The sequence below is a fragment of the Candidatus Erwinia haradaeae genome (assembly GCF_900698885.1).
Classification (GTDB): domain Bacteria; phylum Pseudomonadota; class Gammaproteobacteria; order Enterobacterales; family Enterobacteriaceae; genus Erwinia_E; species Erwinia_E haradaeae_H.
On sequence record NZ_LR217705.1, the window covers coordinates 979,961 to 1,001,484 of the forward strand.

Here is a 21,524-nt window from a genome sequence, read left to right on the forward strand (position 1 = left end):
GAAATTTAATCAATTATTTTAAATGGATACAATTAACATGGTGAAAATACTATTTTAACTGTTAAAACAACCGTCAGTAAATAACCTTAGAGCTTTGCTTATTTTAAACGATAATTATATTTTATGTAACATTCTGATACCCTCTGACTTAGATATTATAGCTGATTTATTTTAATACTACATGAATTTTCTCTTACTTCTAAAAATTGTATCTCTATGTATCGGACATGTTTCTAAACTTTTATTTTTATCATAAAGAATCTAATATAATCATCTATTATATCAAATTTTCTAAAATAGGACGCTATAAGTTATCAACTAATTGTATAGCATATCCCAAATAGTTTGATGGTGTAATTTTCCGAAGGCGTTCTTTAGCTTTCTCTGGTAGCGCTAAATCATCAATAAATATCTTTATGTCTTCAGCAGACAATAATTTTCCACGACTAAACTCTTTTAATATTTCATAAGAATCTGTAATACCATATCTACGCATCATTATCTGAATTGGCTCTGCTAAGATTTCCCAGTGATCATTAAGTTCATTAAGCAGAGAATCATAATTCACTTCTAATTGTAAAATTCCACTAAAGGTAGCTTGATAAGCAATTATGGAATATCCTAGGCACATGCCTAAATTGCGAAGAACAGTTGAATCGGTTAAGTCACGCTGCCAACGAGAAATTGGTAATTTACTTGCAAGGTGCTGCATGATAATATTGGATAATCCAAGATTACCTTCAGAATTTTCAAAGTTTATTGGATTAACCTTATGCGGCATAGTAGAAGAACCAATTTCTCCGGAAATTGTTTTTTGTTTAAAATGATTTAATGCAATATAACCCCATAAATCACGGTTAAAATCAATTAAGATTGTATTAAATCGCATCATGCAATGTAACATCTCCGCAATAAAATCGTGAGGCTCAATCTGCGTTGTATATGGGTTCCATGTAATACCTAATGAAGTGACAAAATCCTGACTGAATTGATGCCAGTCAACTTCTGGATAAGCAATCTTATGTGCATTATAATTACCGACAGCACCATTTATTTTACCGAGAATCTTTAAATTATTAAGCTGTTCTAATTGCCGTTGTAATCTGTATGCTATATTTCCAATTTCCTTACCTAATGTCGTAGGTGTCGCCGGTTGTCCATGAGTACGCGAAAGAAGCGGAACCTCTCGATATTGCTTAGAAAAACCCCTGACTATAGTAATCATATGCTGCCAATATGGAATAATAATTTTTTGACGAGAATGCTCTAACATAAGCGCATACGATAAATTATTTATATCCTCTGAAGTGCAAGCAAAATGAATAAATTGGGATGCAGCATGCAGAGTCGGCACAGTAGACATTTTTTCTTTCAAAAAATACTCTACTGACTTGACATCATGATGCGTGGTTTTTTCAATAGTCTTAATACGTAAAGCATCCTCTTCACTAAAAGTTGTAAAGAGCGCATCAAGAAATTGATTATCAAGCTTAGAGAATTTAGGGATTTCTTTAATCTCTGGACAGGTAGATAACTTTTGTAACCAACGTATTTCAACTTGCAGGCGAAATTTTAACAAGCCATACTCACTAAAAACAGACCGCAGTAGCATAAGTTTTTCACCATATCGGCCATCTATAGGTGATATAGCAGTTAACGGGGATAATTCCATTATAACTTCTCTAGGGTTAAGGTGATAACATTTTATACTTAATTTTTTGAAAGATCTTTTAATATCAATTGAGCTTCATTCATCAAGCGGTTACGAAAAAACATAAGTTGCCAACGAGATCCACCAACCTGTTTCCATAATACTGCAGAGCGAATACCAGACAATAGCATCGCACGAACTTTATTCTGTATATTAATATTTTTTAGTATCTCTGCAGAACCGCGAACTTGGATACGTAAACCAAGTGGGCTGATAATATCTACATAAATCTCTGCAATCAAACTTAACAACTTCTCAGATTCCATGGAATAGTACTCTAATTGCCTGTTTAGATCCCTAATACGATTAGTTAAATCTCCTAAAGCCAACTGATTTTTATTGAGTTTACGCTCCAATCCTATTAAACTCATAGCATAATGGGTGACTTCAATGACTAAACCTTGAGAGCTTCTGCTGTTTAAAAGGCCAACGAGCGTTTCTAAACCACATTTTATATTAGATTTCTGATTCCCAAATACAGCTAAAATGGAAGGTGGCTGCAGATTGAATAAGCTGCTTAAAGATATTTTAAAAATATCTGCAGGGCACTTTCCATAGCGAGATAGTTGTTGCACTAAATATGCTGATTGACAAATACCTGATAGTGCCAAGATAATATCATGATAATTCTTTACCACAGAGACCCCTTTCGCGTGCAGTTAGATATGATACATCGGTATACGCTGATCAATAATACCACCACCAAGACACATATCATTAAGATAAAAAACTCCAGACTGCCCTGGTGTCACTGCTGCCACTGGATAGTTAAATATTACTTTAACAGAATGACTATCCAATGGAATCAATGTACAAGGTATATCTTTCTGACGATAACGTGTTTTTACGGTACAACGTATAGGATCTACTGGAGTATTGCAATCTATCCAATGCAGCTGATTAGTGATAAAGCCTCTTGAAAGTAACCGAGAATTATTTGAGCCTTGTGCGACAACAAGCATATTGTTAGAGACATCTTTATCCACTACATACCAAGGAAGCTCATTACTATTTTTACGGCCACCAATACCTAAACCTTTTCGTTGACCTATAGTATAGTAATATACGCCTTGATGGCAACCTACTGTTTCACCATGTACAGATAGAGTCACGCCAGGCTTTTCAGGTAGAAAATTGGATAAAAATTGCATAAATTTGCGCTTTCCAATAAAACAAATACCAGTAGAATCTTTTTTATTTGCGGTAATAAGTCCTAACTGCGCAGCAATGTCTCGTACAACAGATTTAGATAAAGCCCCGAGAGGAAATAAACTCTGTGAAATCTGTTGAGGCTCTAGAGTATAAAGAAAATAACTTTGATCCTTATTGAGATCTAAACCACGCAGCAAACAAATTTTTGCATAATCCCCCTGACGACGTACATAATGACCAGTAGCGATATAATCTGCTCCTAACTCTTCTGTAGAAAATTCCAAAAAAACTTTAAATTTAATCTCTTTATTGCAGAGAATATCTGGATTTGGAGTACGACCTCTTTTATATTCTGTTAAACAATATGAAAATACATTATCCCAATATTCTGCAGAAAAATTAATAGTATGAAGAGTAATGCCAAGTTGATCACATACAATTTCTGTATCAGATAAGTCTTTTGCTATACTGCAGTAACTTATAGAGCTCTCTGTCTCTTCCCAGTTACACATAAATAAACCTTCAACATGGTAACCTTCCTTTTTAAGCAAAAAAGCCGCCACAGAAGAATCTACTCCACCAGACATTCCAATAATGACTTTTTTTTTACTATTCGACATGGCTATTACCTAATGAAAGTATTTTATTAAAAAAGTTGCACAGTGCTAATTTCATAAGAGTGACTTTAGTACCTATTATTATCCGTTTTTATGAAAATGGCACCATATTAAAAGAGTATTTTTAGATAAAACCTCATGATAAAGCATATCATAGTATGTAATTGTACCCCCTTACTCTAAGAAATATCTAAAAGATATCTATGATATACTATGTATACTCCAACACCAAAGATGTATACCCACATTATAAAAATAGATCTAGATAATCACTCGCGCAACCTAACATTTAGCTTGTTTACGCAGACTCTAGTTAACAAATCATAGTGATACTAAAATTTACTAATATTTATCAAATAATCATGAAGCATAAGTATCTTACTGCTGGTTTATGATTAAATAGAATCTTAACCTGTAATACTATTACAAATTGTAACTAACCACAATTCCATACATAACTTACAAAAAAAATATCAACTAACTCTATAGCACAATATATACATAATCTCAGAAAAATGATTTTTCATAGGTTTAATAATTATTAAATTCAATCATATTCTCATATAATTATCAGTCTGAGTTATTGATCTTGAGTATAGTTATCTCTTATTCTAAGATAAGCAATATTTATTAAAAGATTTAGAACTTAAAATAAAAATTTTATTAACATAGATTATGTTATTTATTGTAGAGTAGTTGGGATGTTATTCTAAGACTGGTAAAATTACTTAAAAGATAAAATTAATAAAAATATTTTTTTAAATAACTATCTATTCATGTTATTTTTTATAATATATCCTATATTTATATTTAGTCATTTCACTTCATAATAAAATTATGAAGATATCATCTATATACATCTCATGATCTATATCTGATCAACCTACTCATATATATCATCTAGAATCTAAATCAAATTTTTGCATTCCATGACTAGATTGCTTAAAATCATAAACTGATACCTAACAAGTAGATCTTGTCACATCTATTTATTAAATATTTCTGTATTGATTTTAAAATATATTAGCAGAAATATCATCTACCTTATGTTTACATTTTCGTAATTATTACTAATATAGAATATATCTGTAAATATTTTATGTTATCTGGGAGAGTTCACAGCTGATTTTTTAGAATCTTCTAAAATTATCTTATAATCACTAATGCACAAAAAAAAATTAATAAAAATTATCATTATATAATAATCATTCAATCTGAACCTTCTATAATATAGTCTAATTTTAGTCAATAGATAAAAATATCGTATTTTTCTTACTATATATGTAACATAATCTCTACTCTTTAATCCTGTATTGCTAAAATTCTATGTTACTAAAATAGTCTAGTATACATTACTCGCTAAGTGAAGTTCTCTCTATCTATGAATGAATATAATTCAAAAGAAATTATGGATCATTTATACCAACAATGAACTCTTAACAAAACTAACTCTAACTTGTCGCTAATACTCTCTCCACTGTATCTACAATAACTTGAGTATTAAGATCGAACTCAATATTTACCTTATCGCCAATATTTTTTTGACCCAATGTGGTACGCAATAAAGTCTCTGGAATAAGATGTACACAAAATTCTTTTTGTGTAACCTCCCCGACAGTTAAACTAATTCCATCAATAGTGATAAATCCCTTATAAAAAATATATTTTTTTTTCTTCAAAACATCTATAGTCAACCAAATTGTATAATTGCTTTTTTTATTACAGATTTGAGTGATTATTGCAGTCGCCATGATGTGACCAGACACAAAATGACCCCCAATTTCATCGCTAAATCTAGCTGCGCGCTCTATGTTAACCTTATCCCCTACATTAAGCATATCTAAATTAGTCTTTAATAGTGTCTCTGCTACTAAATCAAAGCTAACATAATCACCTATTATCTGTGTAACCGTAAGACAACAACCATTATTTGCAACTGAATAACCCGTCTTTAGTCCTTCTAAAAAAAGATTTGGCATTTTAAAAATATAAGTTCGTACATTTTGTTTTTCTTCAATATAATACAACTCCGCTATACCTTGCACGATACCGGTAAACATAAAAAACCTCAAAAATAACTAATTTTATTACTATGCTTCTTTTTACTTGCAAAACTTAACTTTAATACAGAAAAATATTCTGTATAATTAAGATAAATATCCTCAGAAATTTTGACCATACTGAATGTTTCCATGATATGTCTAAATTAATATTAACAATGATGCTGCACTGGAATTACAGTTCATGGAATATTGCACCGATCATTTATTACAAGAGCATACTAAAATTAGATAGATATATAACCCCTGCAAAACCTTATAACTTTTGAATCTTTTACTAAAAATTACATGCATTCCAGTGCATACTGGAATATGTTTTCTTAAATCTTCTGATCTTGATAGAAAGATATTAAATATTCACGCCTGCATCGAATTGTCAAAGCCACACAAACTAGTGTTTTATATTATGTCACTAGACAATATATCACCTTATAGAATTATTCTGGTATTATAAAATCATAAACGATAAAAAATATTATCATGACTAAGTATCTTATTTGCGAAAAGGCATCAGAAAATTATATACTATGTACTCAAAATAAATAACTAATATTCTACTAATTATCATAAATATCGCTTATAAAATTTATGCAATTAATGAAGGATTCTAGATATAATTGCTTACTCCTGACATGTAATTTCACATCAATTCTAAAAGATTACGAGATAATTCTAGGGAATTGATAAGACTAAATGATAACGAATATTAAGGCTTTATCAAAAATAACCAACTAATAGCATAAACTTTTCTAATCTTTAAATTATTCGAAAATAGTATTTCTGCTTAAAAGCATCCCTTATAGAACCGATAAAAATCACATGTCACACAAATTTTAATTTTACATAACAATTTTAAAAACATTCTCTTTAATATCTAGTCACGCAAGAATACTTTATTATTTTGCAGATTAATAAGCGATATGTTAATTTAATCCATCTCATTAAACAATAATTAGATGACAATACATCTAATAAGACGAACTCTTTGTATTTCTCTTAAATTTTCTATTTAATATTTTACAATTTTCTTAAAAATAAACTACGCTAGTGTTTTATAGAATCAATGTTTCGCCAACATCTATTGTAATAATAGTAAGTTATCATATACAAAATTAGTAACAATGTAGAACCAAAATATTAAATATATACTCATTATTTTTATACAAGCTTCTATTTTAATATTTGTTAATAGCTTAATTTATTCTTCTCAGGATGGCTACTGAAGAAAAATATTTTGTCTATAGAACACCAGCACAAGCTATTAGCTGGAAATAAGGATAAATGATAATTAATCTCAGTTCAGTATGCTAAAAATTTTGCTACTTAATATTAAATTAATCTATAATATTTTTATAATTGTAATGCAATTCTTAATATGTGCCAATTAAAAACAAAAACTAAGCATTTTCTCTTAAATATCTAAATATTAATCTAAAATAGAGGCATGTGACATGATGACTATACAGACGCTATGAATTTCTAATAATACAAATCCAGTTCTTCATGATTATTGAAAATTAATTATATATTATATACTCATTATAAATTCATTTTCTAAAAAACTGATAAAACATATTACGCGTTACTATATTACAGATCGCAGAAAGCACAGATGATCTAATATTGAGAACTATGTTAGAATTTTTTAACTGATACAATTTTTTGATCACTTTATCTCTCTAACAATATTTTATACTAATAATAATATCAATTTTTATTCTATTTACACTTATTTAAATAAATTTACTAACACTCAACTTACCGTTATTAAAAGTGTTACTGCTAAATTGTGTGCATATCAAACCAATCCTTTACGAGGTTACACAATAAAGTTAGTAACAATAGTGTCAATTAACTAATTATGATATAAACTTGTATTTAAAAGATAATTGCAAAAATTCTTATATATTATTAAAAATAAACTAACTTTATTTCGTATTATGCGAAATAATTTTGATTAAAATATCTTAAGTTAAGATAACTATCTAGTTAGAACATACTAGTAAGAAATATCAGATATTTAAATAAATTTAATTTGTGTATATGAAATATCTATATTAACATTACAAAATACAAAGATATAATTCAGCATATGTACGCTCATACAACTACTAGCTTGTTATTATCGTAATAGTAAAAAATTAGTAGTAATATACTAGCAATACCAAAGAATATATTCATAAGTAAGTTTATAAACACATATCAAAGCAAAATAAAGAATACTGAAGATAGTAAATAATATCCCGGTTATATAAATAAATCAGCATAAAAATCTAATAATTTCTATCTCAGAGGATCCATGATAAAATCATAGAATATAGAAAAGGAATATAGAAAAGGCTCTACATCTATTCTTACGTCTTATAATAAAAACAAGATAACTCACCAGTATTAATCAAATACCTAATAAAACTTGTTATATTTTCCTAAAATTGTATAATTATGCATAAATATGCATAAAATAGAGGGTTATGTTTCAATGAAAACTTAAAAAAATCTATTTATCTCTCACATCAGAACTTATATTGTAATACAGAAAATATTGCAATACAGAAAAGACCAAATATTCAAATATTCAAATTAATTTAATAAAAATAACTTGTATATTTAGAAGAACGGTAGATTTGACTTCACATTAAGAATGAAAAATTCCAGATAAAGTATATTATATATATCATATAACAATAAAATTCATGGTATCATTAAAGATATGTACATAAATGGGTTATATGTTAAAACATGGGTAAAGCATAATATTCCTATATTTATCTTTAACCTAAAATAAATTAACATTCGAGTAAATGCGTAGATTATTATATATCAAAAGTATATATGAATTTTAAAGAAGCATAATGACTCCAGGGATACTATTCATTGTTTCCGCCCCTAGTGGAGCGGGTAAATCTAGCCTAATTAAAGCGCTGTGTAAAACACAGGCACTATATAACACACAAATATCTATTTCGCATACTACACGCAAAAAAAGACCTGGAGAAAGCCATGGTGAACACTATTATTTCGTTAATCACAACCAGTTCCAAAATATGATTCATCAAAAAAAATTTCTGGAGTATGCTAAAGTATTTGGAAATTATTATGGTACTTCACGTCAAAACATCACGAATAAATTACAGAAAGGTATCAATATATTTCTTGATATAGACTGGCAAGGCGCTAGAAAAATTCGACGCATCATGCCAACCTCACGCAGTATATTTATTTTACCTCCATCAAAAGATGAGCTAAAACGTCGTTTGTATAAACGCGACCAAGATAGTATAACTGTTATTACGCAACGCATGACTCAAGTTATCGATGAAATGAAGCATTATACAGAATACCACTACCTAATAATTAATGAAAATTTTGATCGCGCACTTATAGACTTGCAAGCTATTATACGCTCCGAAAATTTAAGCGTTCATCACCAAGCAATACATCATTCTTCGTTAATTCGTAAATTATTGGAGAGCTAATAAAATACACGTATAATAACAACCTATTGACTACTATTAACTATATAAACTTGATAGCAATATAAACTTGATAGCAAAATCTAATCATTTATAGTTCTTTTATATCACTATTAGTGGAGTTAGACATCCATGGCTCGAGTAACTGTTCAAAATGCAGTAAAAAATGTTGGAAATCGCTTCGATCTAGTGCTAATAGCAGCACGCCGGGCACGTCAAATCCAAATAGGTGGTAAAACTCCTTTAGTTCCTAAAGGAAATGATAAATCTACTGTTATTGCTCTGCGAGAAATTGAGAGTGGCTTGATCACTAATCAAACTCTTAATATTTTTGGTCGTTGAAAATTGGAGGAAGAAAACATGCTAAATTAAAAACATAAAACCCTAAAGAAAAGTTTGAAGTAACTGAATTTAAAGAATATTAAAACGAATTCTAATCTAGGATATACTCTAAATACTATTTATTAACTCATGATGTCTATCTCGTGAGAAACATCATACAGAGGAGGTAAAAGTGGTAAAAATTGTAATGACTTATGAACTATCTTGGTAATGGAAAAATTAGATGATAAAAAATATTTTAACTTTATTTTTTAGTCTAACTAATTACACCATGATCATTGATGAATTATCATAATCACTCTTCTTAAACTTAACTTGATACCAAAAGCTCCACTTTTAATAGTATTGTATACTATATACATGAAGTTAATATTACAGTTAAGTATGCTAACTGTTAAGTAATTCATATCTTGTTATACCTTACTTACTAAGTATAAGTAATACATTATTTAATATGAAGTAATACATTATGTAATAATCTTAATACGTAATAGTTACACTACATCCCTTATGCGTTACTGATCTTCGCCAATTCTATCCGTAACTAACATTCAGTGACAGACTTGGTTTGAATACACTTAAGATTCCATATAGTATTGTATAATACCATTCTGGTGAACAATCAAGAGATGAACAACACAGTAAAGTGTGGTTAATAATTGATAATAAAGTGCAACATATCAAAGATAATTTGATATTTTCCGTTTATTTATACGAGTAGATTAAAGTTATTCCCTAAATTTCTATAATAATAGAAATATAAACTACAAACCAAGACATCAAATCAAGGAATAATTCGTGAGTATAAATATCATAAAAAAGGTTTTTAATCTTTTGATTTAGTAAATCATATCAGAAATTTATTCTGATCCTATTAAGAAAAAACATGCCTGAAGCGGTAACTAAAATATTCGTTTACAGAAGAATCAGGATTACATATGAACGCAGATAAAACAGTAGGCGCAGAAAAACGTGCTTCAAAAAGACGTTGGTTAAATGCACAAGATTCTGGTTATCACAAAGCCATGGATAATCGCCATGTACAGATGATTGCCATTGGAGGCGCAATTGGAACAGGTCTTTTTCTCGGCGCTGGTGCACGCCTTCAAACTGCCGGACCGGCATTAGCTTTAGTCTATTTAGTATGTGGTATTTTCTCATTTTTTATTTTACGTGCATTAGGTGAGCTAGTTTTACATCGACCCTCTAGTGGAAGCTTTGTCTCTTATGCTCGTGAATTCTTAGGAGAAAAAGCTTCATATGTTACTGGGTGGATGTATTTTATAAACTGGGCGATGACTGGTATTGTTGATATTACAGCCGTGGCATTATATATGCACTATTGGAATGCTTGTGGCGATATACCGCAGTGGGTATTTGCCCTTGGTGCTTTAGCTATTGTTGGCAGTATGAATATGGTTGGAGTTAAGTGGTTTGCAGAAATGGAATTTTGGTTTGCTATGATCAAGGTTTTAGCTATTGTAGTCTTTTTAATTGTAGGTGTTGTATTTTTAGGAAGTGGTCAACCTTTAGCTGGAAATGCTACTGGTTTCTATCTAATTACTGATAATGGTGGATTTTTCCCCAATGGTCTTTTACCAGCTCTTGTGCTAATACAAGGAGTTGTATTTGCATTTGCATCAATTGAGCTAGTAGGTACCGCCGCAGGAGAATGTAAAGATCCTAAAAATATACTTCCGAAAGCTATTAATAGAGTTATCTGGCGTATCGGTTTATTTTATGTTGGATCAGTAGTATTACTAGTACTACTACTACCTTGGAATGCCTATCAAGCAGGACAGAGTCCATTTGTCACTTTCTTTTCAAAATTAGGCGTACCATACGCCGGCAGTATTATGAATATAGTCGTACTAAGTGCAGCATTATCCAGCTTAAACTCAGGACTATATGCTACTGGTCGCATTCTTAGATCCATGTCTATGGGTGGATCAGCCCCAAAATGCATGTCTAAAATGAGTAAACATCAAGTTCCTTATGTTGGGATAATAATGACAGTAAGTGTATATATAATTGGAGTATATCTGAACTATATTGTACCTTCTAGCGTATTTGAAATTGTCCTCAATATAGCAACGCTTGGTATTATTTCATCTTGGGCTTTTATAGTAATATGTCAAATGCGCTTACGAAAAGCTATTAAAGAAGGAAGGGCTGAAGATATTAGCTTTAAGCTGCCAGGTGCTCCTTTTACATCATGGTTAACGCTACTATTTTTAGTAAGCGTTCTAATTTTAATGGCGTTCGATTATCCAAATGGCACCTATACTATTGCATCAATTCCATTTCTTGGAATAGTGCTCACACTAGGCTGGTTTCGTGTACGTAAACGAGTAAATGCCTTAACAGAAGAAGAAAAAAATCCAGTAAAAATCATAAAATCTCAATATTGATATATTTATCATTACATTAATCGAGATTACTTTAAAAGTAAAAAAATAATCGAGACCTATGAATAACATCCTATCATCCGCTCTCAATAGCAAAAAAAATAACTGATAATTAAGTTGGCAACTATATGCATAACTCATGCATTAAGCTGAACATAATATCATAAATAAATATGCACTGAGTACGCTAAATGCTTTTACTTGCATCTCCTTTGAGGGGGGGGGTGCAGCAAACCCCAATAAATCTTCAAAGTAGTTTATGGAATATAGGCAAAATTATCCCGATTATATATAACACACATATCTTTGTACTTAATAAAACTTTTTGATTGATTATAAAAAAAAACACCAAGTATATTCTAGTCGCCATGAAATCCAATAAAAATATAAATAAGCATTTTATGACCATCTTTATACGAAATATCCAATATTTATTCTTTTTGAATTGCAAGAAAAATAACTTAGTGGTATATTGATATTAATATTAATTTAACAGTAATGTTATAATATTGATTTTTATAATTATTAGATGTTTACGATTAAAACTGGTTCAACTGGTTCATATGATGGTTTTATAACTATTACTGAGCATATTATATATAATCAACACACTATCATAATACTATTATTAGTATAGATTAACTAGTTAAAAAACATACATGCTATCTAATAAGTAAGTGTTTTGCAATTTTTATCTACTTTATTAATTTTGCAATTCATTCTATTTTAAAGCTGCTAAAAATCCTATCTCTTAAGCCACTTTGACGTGATACGCAAGATCTTACTGCGCTTTCAAAAATTAATTTCTTAGAATAAATAGTGAGCTTTCTCTTTGCACGAGTAATCGCTGTATATACTAATTGACGCGTTAAAACTGGTATAATTTGATTTGGTAAAATAACTATAGCGTGATCAAACTCTGAACCCTGTGATTTATGTATTGTCATAGCAAAAGCTGTGTCATGCGATGGTAAAAAACAAGTTTGAACTGCAGTAATGCTACCATCAGATAATAAGAACCATACTTTCATCTCGTGATCATAATCTTCCATTGCTATACCAACCTCACCATTAAATAATTTCATATCTTGGTCATTACTCATAATCATTACTGGACGTCCAATATACCATTCTTGTATAACAGAGGGACCCTTACTAATTAATCCAACCTGACGCAACATATTTTCAATATGCTTATTTAACTCTATTACACCAAACAACCCATTATGCACTGCACATAAAACTTGAAAACATCTAAAAGCAGTTAATACTTGATAAGGTTTAGCACCAGCGTGAAGCAAAGATAAATAAGTTCTATATCCATCAGCACAACTTTCTATTAGCCTCTTATAATCTGTTTTGCATCTAATCGCAATACGACACACATCACTAAATGTACCATTTAGTATCTTCTCAGTACACTGAACCTGTCCATTATTTACTGCTAACGCTAATTGACCGATACCAGATGATCGCTTAAATCGATAACTTTTAGTAAGTACACAAATCATGTCACCTATTAAATTATTTTGCTTAGCTACCTGCTTACTCAGTTTACAACCCGTTAAACGGAAAAGCTGTTCAGCTCTTGTAGAGCTATAATAATTCTCTGCATGACAACAAAGATCGCTGAAAACAGATCCAGCTTCTATAGAAGTTAATTGATCTCGATCTCCAAGCAACAAAACCCGTGCGTGATGAGGTAATGCAGTAATTAAACGAGACATCATAGATAAATCGATCATCGATGCCTCATCAATAACCAATAGGTCAAGTCGAAGAGGATTTTCTGCAGAAAATCTGAAATACTGACTATTTGGGATGATATCTAATAACCTATGAAGTGTAACGGCGTCTCGCGGAAAGCTACTTAAAATATAATCACTTGCCTTTAGCCTCTTTATGGCATTACCAAGCGCCTCACTTAACTTTAAGGCAGACTTACCTGTTGGTGAAACCACCTTGATACATTGTGGTTTTAGTGACAACTCAATAAAACTAGCTAAGAATTTAGCCACCGTGGTGGTTTTTCCGGTACCAGGGCCACCAGATATGATTGCTATTTGTCGTGTGAGAGCTACTGCTGCAGAAATTTTTTGCAAATCACACGCATCTTGACCAAAATAACGATCTAAAATTTTACGCGTCTTGCGCTCATCTATAGAAAATGAAGAGTTTTTATCTTGTATAAATTTAGCGATAACTATTTCGTTACACCACATTCGATACAAATAGAGACGCTCTCTATCTAAAACTAACGGTGCAGGTAACTTTCCATCACTCACTGCTGAATGTTTTAGTAGGATATCTGTAATATTTTCTGGAGCTCCAACCGACATCCATATCATCTGAGCTAAATCTTGATGCATACCAGAAAAAAAAACTTCAAAACGTAATTTATCGAGTAATAAGCATACATGCCCCTCTCTAGTATTACGGCTCACTAATGCCGCAAAAAACATAAGCAAAGGTGCATCTTCTCCTGAGATAACTCGAGCAAAATGCAAATCAAGAGGGTGCAACAATCCTCTTTTTTGCGCTATATATAATAGCTCTGACAATATCATGTATTGTTTCCTGCATGTCAGATTTAACTATAAACTTCATTAAATTAATAAAATGTAGCATGCTTTCCGCTAAAATATAGAAGCAATAGATCTTACACAGATCCTAGCTAAGATCTTTATGTCCATTTAATAAAAATCTTACAAAATATAATTTTTTACCATTGTAACTTAATAATCATCACATTAAAAATAGAAATTAGTTATGCATAAAAATCTTAAAACTATCATAAAACCTCTCTAATCAGAAAAAATCAATAAACTATCAACTACGTTATTATATCACTTACAATTTTTTAGAATGATAAGATTATAAAAAATCCAGTATATAGTAAACTAGCAAAACGATAATAGTAGTTTTTATTAGTTAGATTTAAACGCTACTGTGAACTAATAGTACAAAATGATAAACTGGTTACATAGCGCATATATGAATACTATCACTACAAAGTAGTAAAATGATATATACTCAAATCAGTTTAAATAGATCCCACATAATATCTGATCGGAGAAAATCATTAATGCCATTAATATTACTTAAATATAATATTTTCACAAAAACAGAATAAAAAGTTCCAATATACAGCATATACTACCTAATTTAAAAATAAAATAATATCATGTACCATATCGCGTACTATCTATCATGGAACTAGATAATATCTTTCATATTGGCACTTAGTACATAATTAATTTTAAAAAGCTAATTAAATCGAATGACTATTTTTATATTGCGGTATAATTTTATATATTATCTATAATCATCTGTTGTATGTTTTAAAAATAAATCTTATAAAATATTAATAAATGCTACTATATTAAAGATAAAAAATATATCATATTTATCTAATATTATAGAAATTTTGATATTACGGTCATATTATCTTGCTTAATGCTAGGAATAAACACATCTTTTTTTCTTTACAAAAAATTAAAGATTTTTGATAAACATATATTATGTAATGATTACAGATTCTACTAAATAACTACTATGTAAATAACTGCCATGAAAACTATTCAATTAAAATATAAGATATACATCTAAAATATAAGATATACATCTATTTCTTATATGTTACTTTTTATGAAAATAAAAAAATCAGATCACAATAATCCACTCAGCATTAATTACCGAGAAATATTAATATTTCTTGAGCTATTTATAGATTTTATAATTTTTTATAAAATAAACATTAGTTATTTATAGATCCTCATAAACACACTCAGTATTAGTAATTGAACATCCACTTACTTTTATGTATATCTAATAGTATTAGATATACAAGATAAGAAATTATTATAGAAATAATTTCTTATCTTGTAATAATCTATACTGACTGTTACTGTTTAAGAATCCACTTTTTTAGAAAAAAGAATAAATATTCTTTAATTAAATCAAAAATTAAAAACTAATTAATGAGAGAATGTATAGCTATTAAAAATATACTATTTTAGTTTAAGAAATATTTTTAACTCCTTGTGAAAATTATCACAACACAAAGTGCATGATATTCGCTTTATCTATCGATGATTCAGCATGAAATTATCTTATGCTTATAACATGTGCCATTCTTCTGCATAATAAAAATATAATATATAATACATTATATTTTTAAAAGTATAATATAGTGGTAAACTTAATTATGCCTTACTCAGTATTCTGTAATCATTTTTCTTTTTTTAAAAATAAGAGTCTATAATTTAATCATGCTCTCCTGCTTTTATATAGTATAATACTGATATTTTATTTACTGAATTCTCAACACAGCAAAGCTTGCATGTATTTTATCAATTTGATATATAAAAGACTAGTTTAGAGGACAAGAATAATCTAAACTAACTCGTATTATAGAGAGAGCTTATGTATCTATACCTAAAAAATCTATCTATCATTGTCGTGATCTAAACAAATTACATCAGAGAGCTATTATAGCAATAAAACATTTTTAAGCATAAAATTATACCACAAAATAGCATATACTGATAATACATAATATATACATTATTTTTTAATAATAAAAATCTATCTAATTCATAATTTTCTAGCACAAGGATCTAAAAATATATGACGCACCTGGTCACTGAAAATCCTTGTAATTTTCAAAAAACTGGTAGGGCGGTATTGCAAATTGTACGTGAAGGACTACAACAATTAGATCAGTATATCAATGAGGATTTTACTCATGCTTGCAAAATCATTTATCATTGCCGTGGAAAAGTAGTGGTTATGGGAATTGGAAAATCAGGTCATATTGGTAAAAAAATTGCCTCAACCTTTGCTAGCACTGGAACACCTTCTTTTTTTGTACATCCTGCTGAAGCTAATCATGGTGATCTAGGAATGGTTTGTACTAATGATATAGTTATCGCCATTTCTAATTCTGGGGAAGCGTTAGAGATCTTAACATTAATCCCTGTCTTAAAACGTCGTGATATCATATTAATTTGCATCACTAGCAGACCCGAAAGCACAATGGCATGTGCTGCAAAGATTCATATATGTGTTAAAGTGCCACAAGAAGCCTGCTCTTTAGGTCTGGCGCCAACAAGTAGTACCACTGCCACACTTGTTATGGGAGATGCATTAGCAATCGCTTTATTAAATGCCAGAGGTTTTACGCAAGAAGATTTTGCTCTTTCTCATCCGGGCGGAGCATTAGGTCATAAACTATTACTTCGCGTCGAAGATATTATGCATACTGGTAATGATATTCCTCGCATCCAACCAGAGGCATCTTTAGGTCAAGCGTTACTGCATATGACATCTAAAAAAATGGGAGTTATAGTTATTTGCAGTATAGAAGGACTTATTAAAGGTATTTTTACCGATGGAGATCTTCGGCGTATATTAAACTTAAGTATGAACATTGATGTAAGAAATCTTAGAATAGATAGCGTCATGACTCAATTTGGCATACGTGTAAAACCTAAAACATTAGTAGTCGATGTCATGAATATGATGAAAAGTAAAAATATTACCTGTGTTATGATTTCTAGAAACGATCAATTATTAGGCCTAGTTCACATTCATGATATTTTACATACTAACATAACTTAAAAAAATAAAATAAATTAAAAAAGTTACGCGTCACGCAAATCATGACCTAAAAATAACAGTACACTATCAGTAAATAAAACTCATAAAATAATATTTGGATATAATCAGATTCAAAATTCGCACACATCAGTATTGTGATCTTTGCATTATAAAAAAACAATTTTCTTATAATTATGCTATGTCTTATTATAAGTTGTATTATATTCAACTATACTAAAACTGCTATATCGATATTAATCTATACCCATTTAAACCTAACCTAACAAATGAAAAATAGAGAATTTTAATATATCGGCACATTTTACAAAAATCAGACTACTTAGTCTGATTTTTGTTCTTAGATAAAATCTAATCATACAAAAAATACTAATACATTCAGATACCGTTTTTTAAAAAACAACTTTAATATATAGAGTGATTAATCTAATCCTAAAATATTTTTATTTACAAAAAAAGATATAAAACAACATATTAAGACAATACTATATTATATATATAATAGTTCATGTGAATGTCAAACTCAAATCTTTAGATTATAGCATTCAACCTCTTCATTGAGTAATATTCTTTTGCCTTTTATTGATGTCAGAATACATTTGTCATAGTGGCCACATAAAGACTATATTATACATAAATAAAATCATACTAAAAATTAAAACTGATTTAAAACTCTATTATACTATAACATATTTTATAATATTACATTATATATAATATTTAGATTATTTACACATTCTCCACTCTCTATCTAATCCTGGATAGCACTAACACAAGTGAATCATTATTATGAAGAATAGAAACGCTTTTATTTCAACTTGCTACGGACCGGTAAGTCAGGAATTAATGCAGAAAGCAGAACAGGTAAAATTATTAATTTGTGATGTAGACGGTGTTATGTCAAATGGAATAATCTACCAAGGAAATAATGGTGAGGAATTTAAAGGTTTTCATGTACGTGATGGATATGGTATTCATTGCTTGTTAACCTCTAAAATAGAAGTTGCAGTTATTACAGGGCGCCAATCAAAATTACTTAAAGATCGTTGCGCTACTTTAGGCATTAAATACCTATATGAAGATCAGTTTGATAAAATTCAACCATTCTATTTAATTTTAGAAAAACTTAAGTTAAATGCACATCAAGTAGCATATATTGGTGATGACCTAACGGATTGGCCAGTTATGGCGAAAGTAGGTTTAAGCATTACAGTGTCTGACGCACATCCAATCTTGCTTTCTAAGGCTGACTATATCACACGGACTGCTGGAGGACGTGGAGCTGTACGAGAAATTTGTGATTTAATTTTGATATCAAAAGGTAAAATGACCATAGATTGTGTTTTAAGTAGTAATGAGTAAAATAAAAAACTGGATGATAACATTAATAGCTTTTATAGTTACCCTGTTAATCTTTGGAATACTTATCACTCATAATAACATAGAAGATATCTTTAATGTTAGTAATCATGCTAACGAACCAATTTATATAAGCACTAACTTACATGTACTACTATACAATAGCAACGGTTCTATATCTTATCATATAATGGCCGATAAAGCTCAATATTACTCTAATCATAAAATTAGCTGTTTCATTTATCCTATGATCGAAATATATGACGATACAAAATTTCCAGCCTGGAATATACACGCCAATCAAGCTAAACTTACTCATGACAATATGCTATATTTATATGGAAACATTCTAGTAAATAGTCTTTCTAATGAAACAGAGATAAAACAAATTAAAACAAATAAAGCAATAGTGAACTTAGTAACGCAAGATATTATTGCTAAGGATAGTGTCACGCTTTATGGTCGAAACTTTCAATCTACTAGTGCACAAATACATGGCAATTTACGCAAAAAAACAGCAGAATTAATTGGTCAAGTAAAAACTTCTTATGAAATCAAAAACAAAAGCCGTAATCATAAAAGTATGTATAAGCGGCCTGTTTCTAATGCATGAGACACCTTCAATTGCACTAATTAGAGATTTTAGGCAGCCTGTTTATATAAATTCAGAAAAACAGATGGTCAATTTACAAAACAATACCGCAACAGCTTCTGGTAATGTGCATGTCACGCAAGGTACTATTAAAATCTTAGCAACTAAAGTTATCATGATGCGTCCAAATGGCGATAATAAAAAAATGATTGTTGATGCTTATGGTAATCTCACAACATTTTATCAAATGCAAGATAATCACGCGTCAGTGCAAGGGTCTGCAAAAAAAATTCATTATGAATTAGAAAACAATAAAATAGAATTAATCGGTAATGCTTGTTTGAGACAATTACATAGTAGGATACAATGTGATCATCTTGTTTACTTAATGAAAGAACAGAAAATACAAGCTATTAGTAATCATGATCATCGAATTACTACAATTCTTATGCCTTCAGAATTAAAAAATAACTATAAACCTTATATACCATTAAAGAGCAAAAATTACTAACATGTCAACCTTATTTATAGAAAATCTAATTAAAACCTATCAAGGTCGTGTTATAGTAAAAGGTGTCAGTCTACATGTAAGATCTGGTGAAATTATTGGTTTACTTGGGCCTAATGGTGCAGGAAAAACAACAACATTCTACATGGTAGCTGGAATTATAACTCGTGATTCAGGGCGCATTATTCTTGATCAAGAAGATATTAGTTTACTTCCACTGCATGCAAGAGCACGACGTGGAATTGGGTATCTTCCACAAGAAAGTTCTATTTTTAGACGTTTAAGCGTTTATGATAATTTAATGTCTGTGCTTGAGATACGTCATGATCTCACTAAAACACAGCGTAAAAATCGTGCTAATGAGCTATTGGATGAATTTCATATTGAAAATCATTTACGTAACAGAATGGGGCACACTTTATCTGGTGGTGAAAGACGACGGGTTGAAATTGCACGCGCGCTAGCAGCAAATCCAAAATTTATTCTCTTAGATGAGCCTTTTGCTGGTATAGATCCAATCTCAGTAACAGATATCAAAAATATTATACAGCATCTTCGAAATAATGGTTTAGGTGTATTAATTACTGACCATAATGTTCGTGAAACATTAGCAGTATGTGAGCGTGCATATATTGTTAATCAAGGACATTTAATTTCTCATGGTATGCCGACAAGTATCCTGAAAGATGAGCAGGTACAGCGTGTCTATCTAGGCTCAGAATTTAAATTGTGAATAAATGTTTTATAGTACTGCACTGGGACGGTACTATCTAATCTTTAAAGAACCTAGAAAGTTTTACTTACAATGAAGATTACAATAAAATGACTTGATATTTTTTCATATATTTTCAGGAAATTTTTATAGAAAAAATATTTTTTTATTAATAGGTATTATTTACATGAGAGTAAAATTCCATCTTTTTATTATTCGTGTAATATCAAAAAATGTCGCATTTTTATATGTTAAAAAATCATATCAAGAAGGGATAAAATTTTTTTAACAGTAAAAATTTAAATCTTAAATTATCATGTTTATGATATTAGAAGTAAAGACAAAATAAAAATTTTAAAACAAAATTAAAATTTAAAATATAATAGATCTTATATTACAAATATTTTTAAGTTTGTTACATTGAGATATTATGAATCTTTCTGCATTAGAAGATCGTAATTATTATATAATTATTCAAAATTCTAGTCTAAAAATTTAAATCTATTCTTAATAATAAATATTTTATAGATACATCATGTTAATAATTATATCAAAATTAGAGTTTTACTTGAGTATTTTTTGGTAATGTATTACATATGTATCATATGCATTACATATATTCATTACTTATGCTAATACAATAACAATGTAAATATATCTTTATATTTATATTATATTTAAATTTATAGAATATATTTTTAATGTTATCAAAAGCCATGGCGCTAAGTATATTTATTTTTTATTAAATAGTTAGCATTCTTTATGATACGTGCATATAATGGTTTCTAAATCTTATTTTTATATAAAATATAAATAAGTTTATTATCACACATCACGAAGTTTATATGATAATAGTTTGTATTATATCAAATTATTTTTATGCAGCTTTTTATTTTCTTATAAATCAGTAACAACAAATTTTAATATTTGTTTCTGATTAATTTATCACTATAAATCTTGTTTTAAAAGAT

14 protein-coding genes are annotated in these 21,524 nt (G+C 29.4%); 9 read left to right on the forward strand and 5 right to left on the reverse strand.

Features of this window, described 5'->3' with window-relative positions:
- Window positions 1–304: 304 nt before the first annotated feature.
- The 4 genes from purB to ERCISPPS3390_RS03075 all read right to left on the reverse strand — a co-directional run bounded on the left by purB (window position 305) and on the right by ERCISPPS3390_RS03075 (window position 5,540).
- Entirely contained in the window at window positions 305–1,672 is a 1,368-nt protein-coding gene (gene purB / locus ERCISPPS3390_RS03060; protein ID WP_197095337.1) for an adenylosuccinate lyase, read from the reverse strand.
- A gap of 38 nt (window positions 1,673–1,710) precedes the next feature.
- Complete coding sequence (hflD, locus tag ERCISPPS3390_RS03065; RefSeq protein WP_197095338.1) at window positions 1,711–2,349, reverse strand: high frequency lysogenization protein HflD; 639 nt, start codon at window positions 2,347–2,349, stop codon at window positions 1,711–1,713.
- A gap of 21 nt (window positions 2,350–2,370) precedes the next feature.
- The gene (gene mnmA, locus ERCISPPS3390_RS03070; protein WP_197095339.1) at window positions 2,371–3,483 is read right to left on the reverse strand and encodes a tRNA 2-thiouridine(34) synthase MnmA; all 1,113 of its coding nucleotides are present in this window, start codon (window positions 3,481–3,483) and stop codon (window positions 2,371–2,373) included.
- A gap of 1,448 nt (window positions 3,484–4,931) precedes the next feature.
- Window positions 4,932–5,540, reverse strand: a complete 609-nt coding sequence (locus ERCISPPS3390_RS03075) for a riboflavin synthase subunit alpha (RefSeq protein ID WP_197095340.1) — start codon at window positions 5,538–5,540, stop codon at window positions 4,932–4,934.
- Window positions 5,541–8,392: 2,852 nt separating this feature from the next.
- Between ERCISPPS3390_RS03075 and gmk the strand changes: the two genes are divergently transcribed.
- The 4 genes from gmk (at window position 8,393) to ERCISPPS3390_RS03095 (ending at window position 12,092) form a co-directional block, all read left to right on the forward strand.
- Window positions 8,393–9,016, forward strand: coding sequence for a guanylate kinase (gene gmk, locus ERCISPPS3390_RS03080; RefSeq protein WP_197095341.1), 624 nt, complete (start codon window positions 8,393–8,395; stop codon window positions 9,014–9,016).
- A gap of 129 nt (window positions 9,017–9,145) precedes the next feature.
- Window positions 9,146–9,355, forward strand: coding sequence for a DNA-directed RNA polymerase subunit omega (rpoZ, locus tag ERCISPPS3390_RS03085; protein WP_197095342.1), 210 nt, complete (start codon window positions 9,146–9,148; stop codon window positions 9,353–9,355).
- A 938-nt stretch (window positions 9,356–10,293) separates the two neighbouring features.
- Entirely contained in the window at window positions 10,294–11,766 is a 1,473-nt protein-coding gene (gene ansP / locus ERCISPPS3390_RS03090) for an L-asparagine permease (RefSeq protein WP_197095343.1), read from the forward strand.
- Window positions 11,767–11,954: 188 nt separating this feature from the next.
- Complete coding sequence (locus ERCISPPS3390_RS03095) at window positions 11,955–12,092, forward strand: hypothetical protein (protein ID WP_197095344.1); 138 nt, start codon at window positions 11,955–11,957, stop codon at window positions 12,090–12,092.
- Between the two features lie 387 nt (window positions 12,093–12,479).
- Here ERCISPPS3390_RS03095 and recD read toward each other — a convergent pair whose 3' ends face one another.
- Window positions 12,480–14,330 (reverse strand): exodeoxyribonuclease V subunit alpha, encoded by a 1,851-nt coding sequence (gene recD / locus ERCISPPS3390_RS03100; RefSeq protein ID WP_197095345.1) that lies wholly within the window; start codon window positions 14,328–14,330, stop codon window positions 12,480–12,482.
- 2,062 nt (window positions 14,331–16,392) lie between these two features.
- Between recD and kdsD the strand changes: the two genes are divergently transcribed.
- The 5 genes from kdsD to lptB all read left to right on the forward strand — a co-directional run bounded on the left by kdsD (window position 16,393) and on the right by lptB (window position 20,574).
- On the forward strand, window positions 16,393–17,385 hold the full coding sequence (kdsD, locus tag ERCISPPS3390_RS03105; RefSeq protein ID WP_197095346.1) for an arabinose-5-phosphate isomerase KdsD: 993 nt from the start codon (window positions 16,393–16,395) through the stop codon (window positions 17,383–17,385).
- A gap of 786 nt (window positions 17,386–18,171) precedes the next feature.
- Complete coding sequence (gene kdsC, locus ERCISPPS3390_RS03110) at window positions 18,172–18,744, forward strand: 3-deoxy-manno-octulosonate-8-phosphatase KdsC (protein ID WP_197095347.1); 573 nt, start codon at window positions 18,172–18,174, stop codon at window positions 18,742–18,744.
- Window positions 18,737–19,354, forward strand: a complete 618-nt coding sequence (lptC, locus tag ERCISPPS3390_RS03115) for an LPS export ABC transporter periplasmic protein LptC (RefSeq protein ID WP_197095348.1) — start codon at window positions 18,737–18,739, stop codon at window positions 19,352–19,354. The genes kdsC and lptC overlap by 8 nt, the downstream gene beginning before the upstream one ends.
- On the forward strand, window positions 19,290–19,844 hold the full coding sequence (lptA, locus tag ERCISPPS3390_RS03120) for a lipopolysaccharide transport periplasmic protein LptA (RefSeq protein WP_197095349.1): 555 nt from the start codon (window positions 19,290–19,292) through the stop codon (window positions 19,842–19,844). Before lptC ends, lptA begins: the two co-directional genes overlap by 65 nt.
- A gap of 1 nt (window position 19,845) precedes the next feature.
- A complete protein-coding gene (gene lptB, locus ERCISPPS3390_RS03125; protein ID WP_197095350.1) occupies window positions 19,846–20,574 on the forward strand; it encodes an LPS export ABC transporter ATP-binding protein in 729 nt (242 codons plus the stop codon).
- Window positions 20,575–21,524: the final 950 nt, after the last annotated feature.

Excerpts from the sequence above, each read along its gene's own strand:
- rpoZ (WP_197095342.1), top strand. The coding sequence starts at position 9,146 with ATGGCTCGAGTAACTGTTCAAAATGCAGTAAAAAATGTTGGAAATCGC.
- ERCISPPS3390_RS03075 (WP_197095340.1), bottom strand. The coding sequence starts at position 5,540 with ATGTTTACCGGTATCGTGCAAGGTATAGCGGAGTTGTATTATATTGAA.
- ansP (WP_197095343.1), top strand. The coding sequence starts at position 10,294 with ATGAACGCAGATAAAACAGTAGGCGCAGAAAAACGTGCTTCAAAAAGA.
- lptA (WP_197095349.1), top strand. The coding sequence starts at position 19,290 with ATGAAATCAAAAACAAAAGCCGTAATCATAAAAGTATGTATAAGCGGC.
- purB (WP_197095337.1), bottom strand. The coding sequence starts at position 1,672 with ATGGAATTATCCCCGTTAACTGCTATATCACCTATAGATGGCCGATAT.
- mnmA (WP_197095339.1), bottom strand. The coding sequence starts at position 3,483 with ATGTCGAATAGTAAAAAAAAAGTCATTATTGGAATGTCTGGTGGAGTA.
- ERCISPPS3390_RS03095 (WP_197095344.1), top strand. The coding sequence starts at position 11,955 with ATGCTTTTACTTGCATCTCCTTTGAGGGGGGGGGTGCAGCAAACCCCA.
- kdsD (WP_197095346.1), top strand. The coding sequence starts at position 16,393 with ATGACGCACCTGGTCACTGAAAATCCTTGTAATTTTCAAAAAACTGGT.
- recD (WP_197095345.1), bottom strand. The coding sequence starts at position 14,330 with ATGATATTGTCAGAGCTATTATATATAGCGCAAAAAAGAGGATTGTTG.
- lptC (WP_197095348.1), top strand. The coding sequence starts at position 18,737 with ATGAGTAAAATAAAAAACTGGATGATAACATTAATAGCTTTTATAGTT.
- kdsC (WP_197095347.1), top strand. The coding sequence starts at position 18,172 with ATGAAGAATAGAAACGCTTTTATTTCAACTTGCTACGGACCGGTAAGT.
- gmk (WP_197095341.1), top strand. The coding sequence starts at position 8,393 with ATGACTCCAGGGATACTATTCATTGTTTCCGCCCCTAGTGGAGCGGGT.
- lptB (WP_197095350.1), top strand. The coding sequence starts at position 19,846 with ATGTCAACCTTATTTATAGAAAATCTAATTAAAACCTATCAAGGTCGT.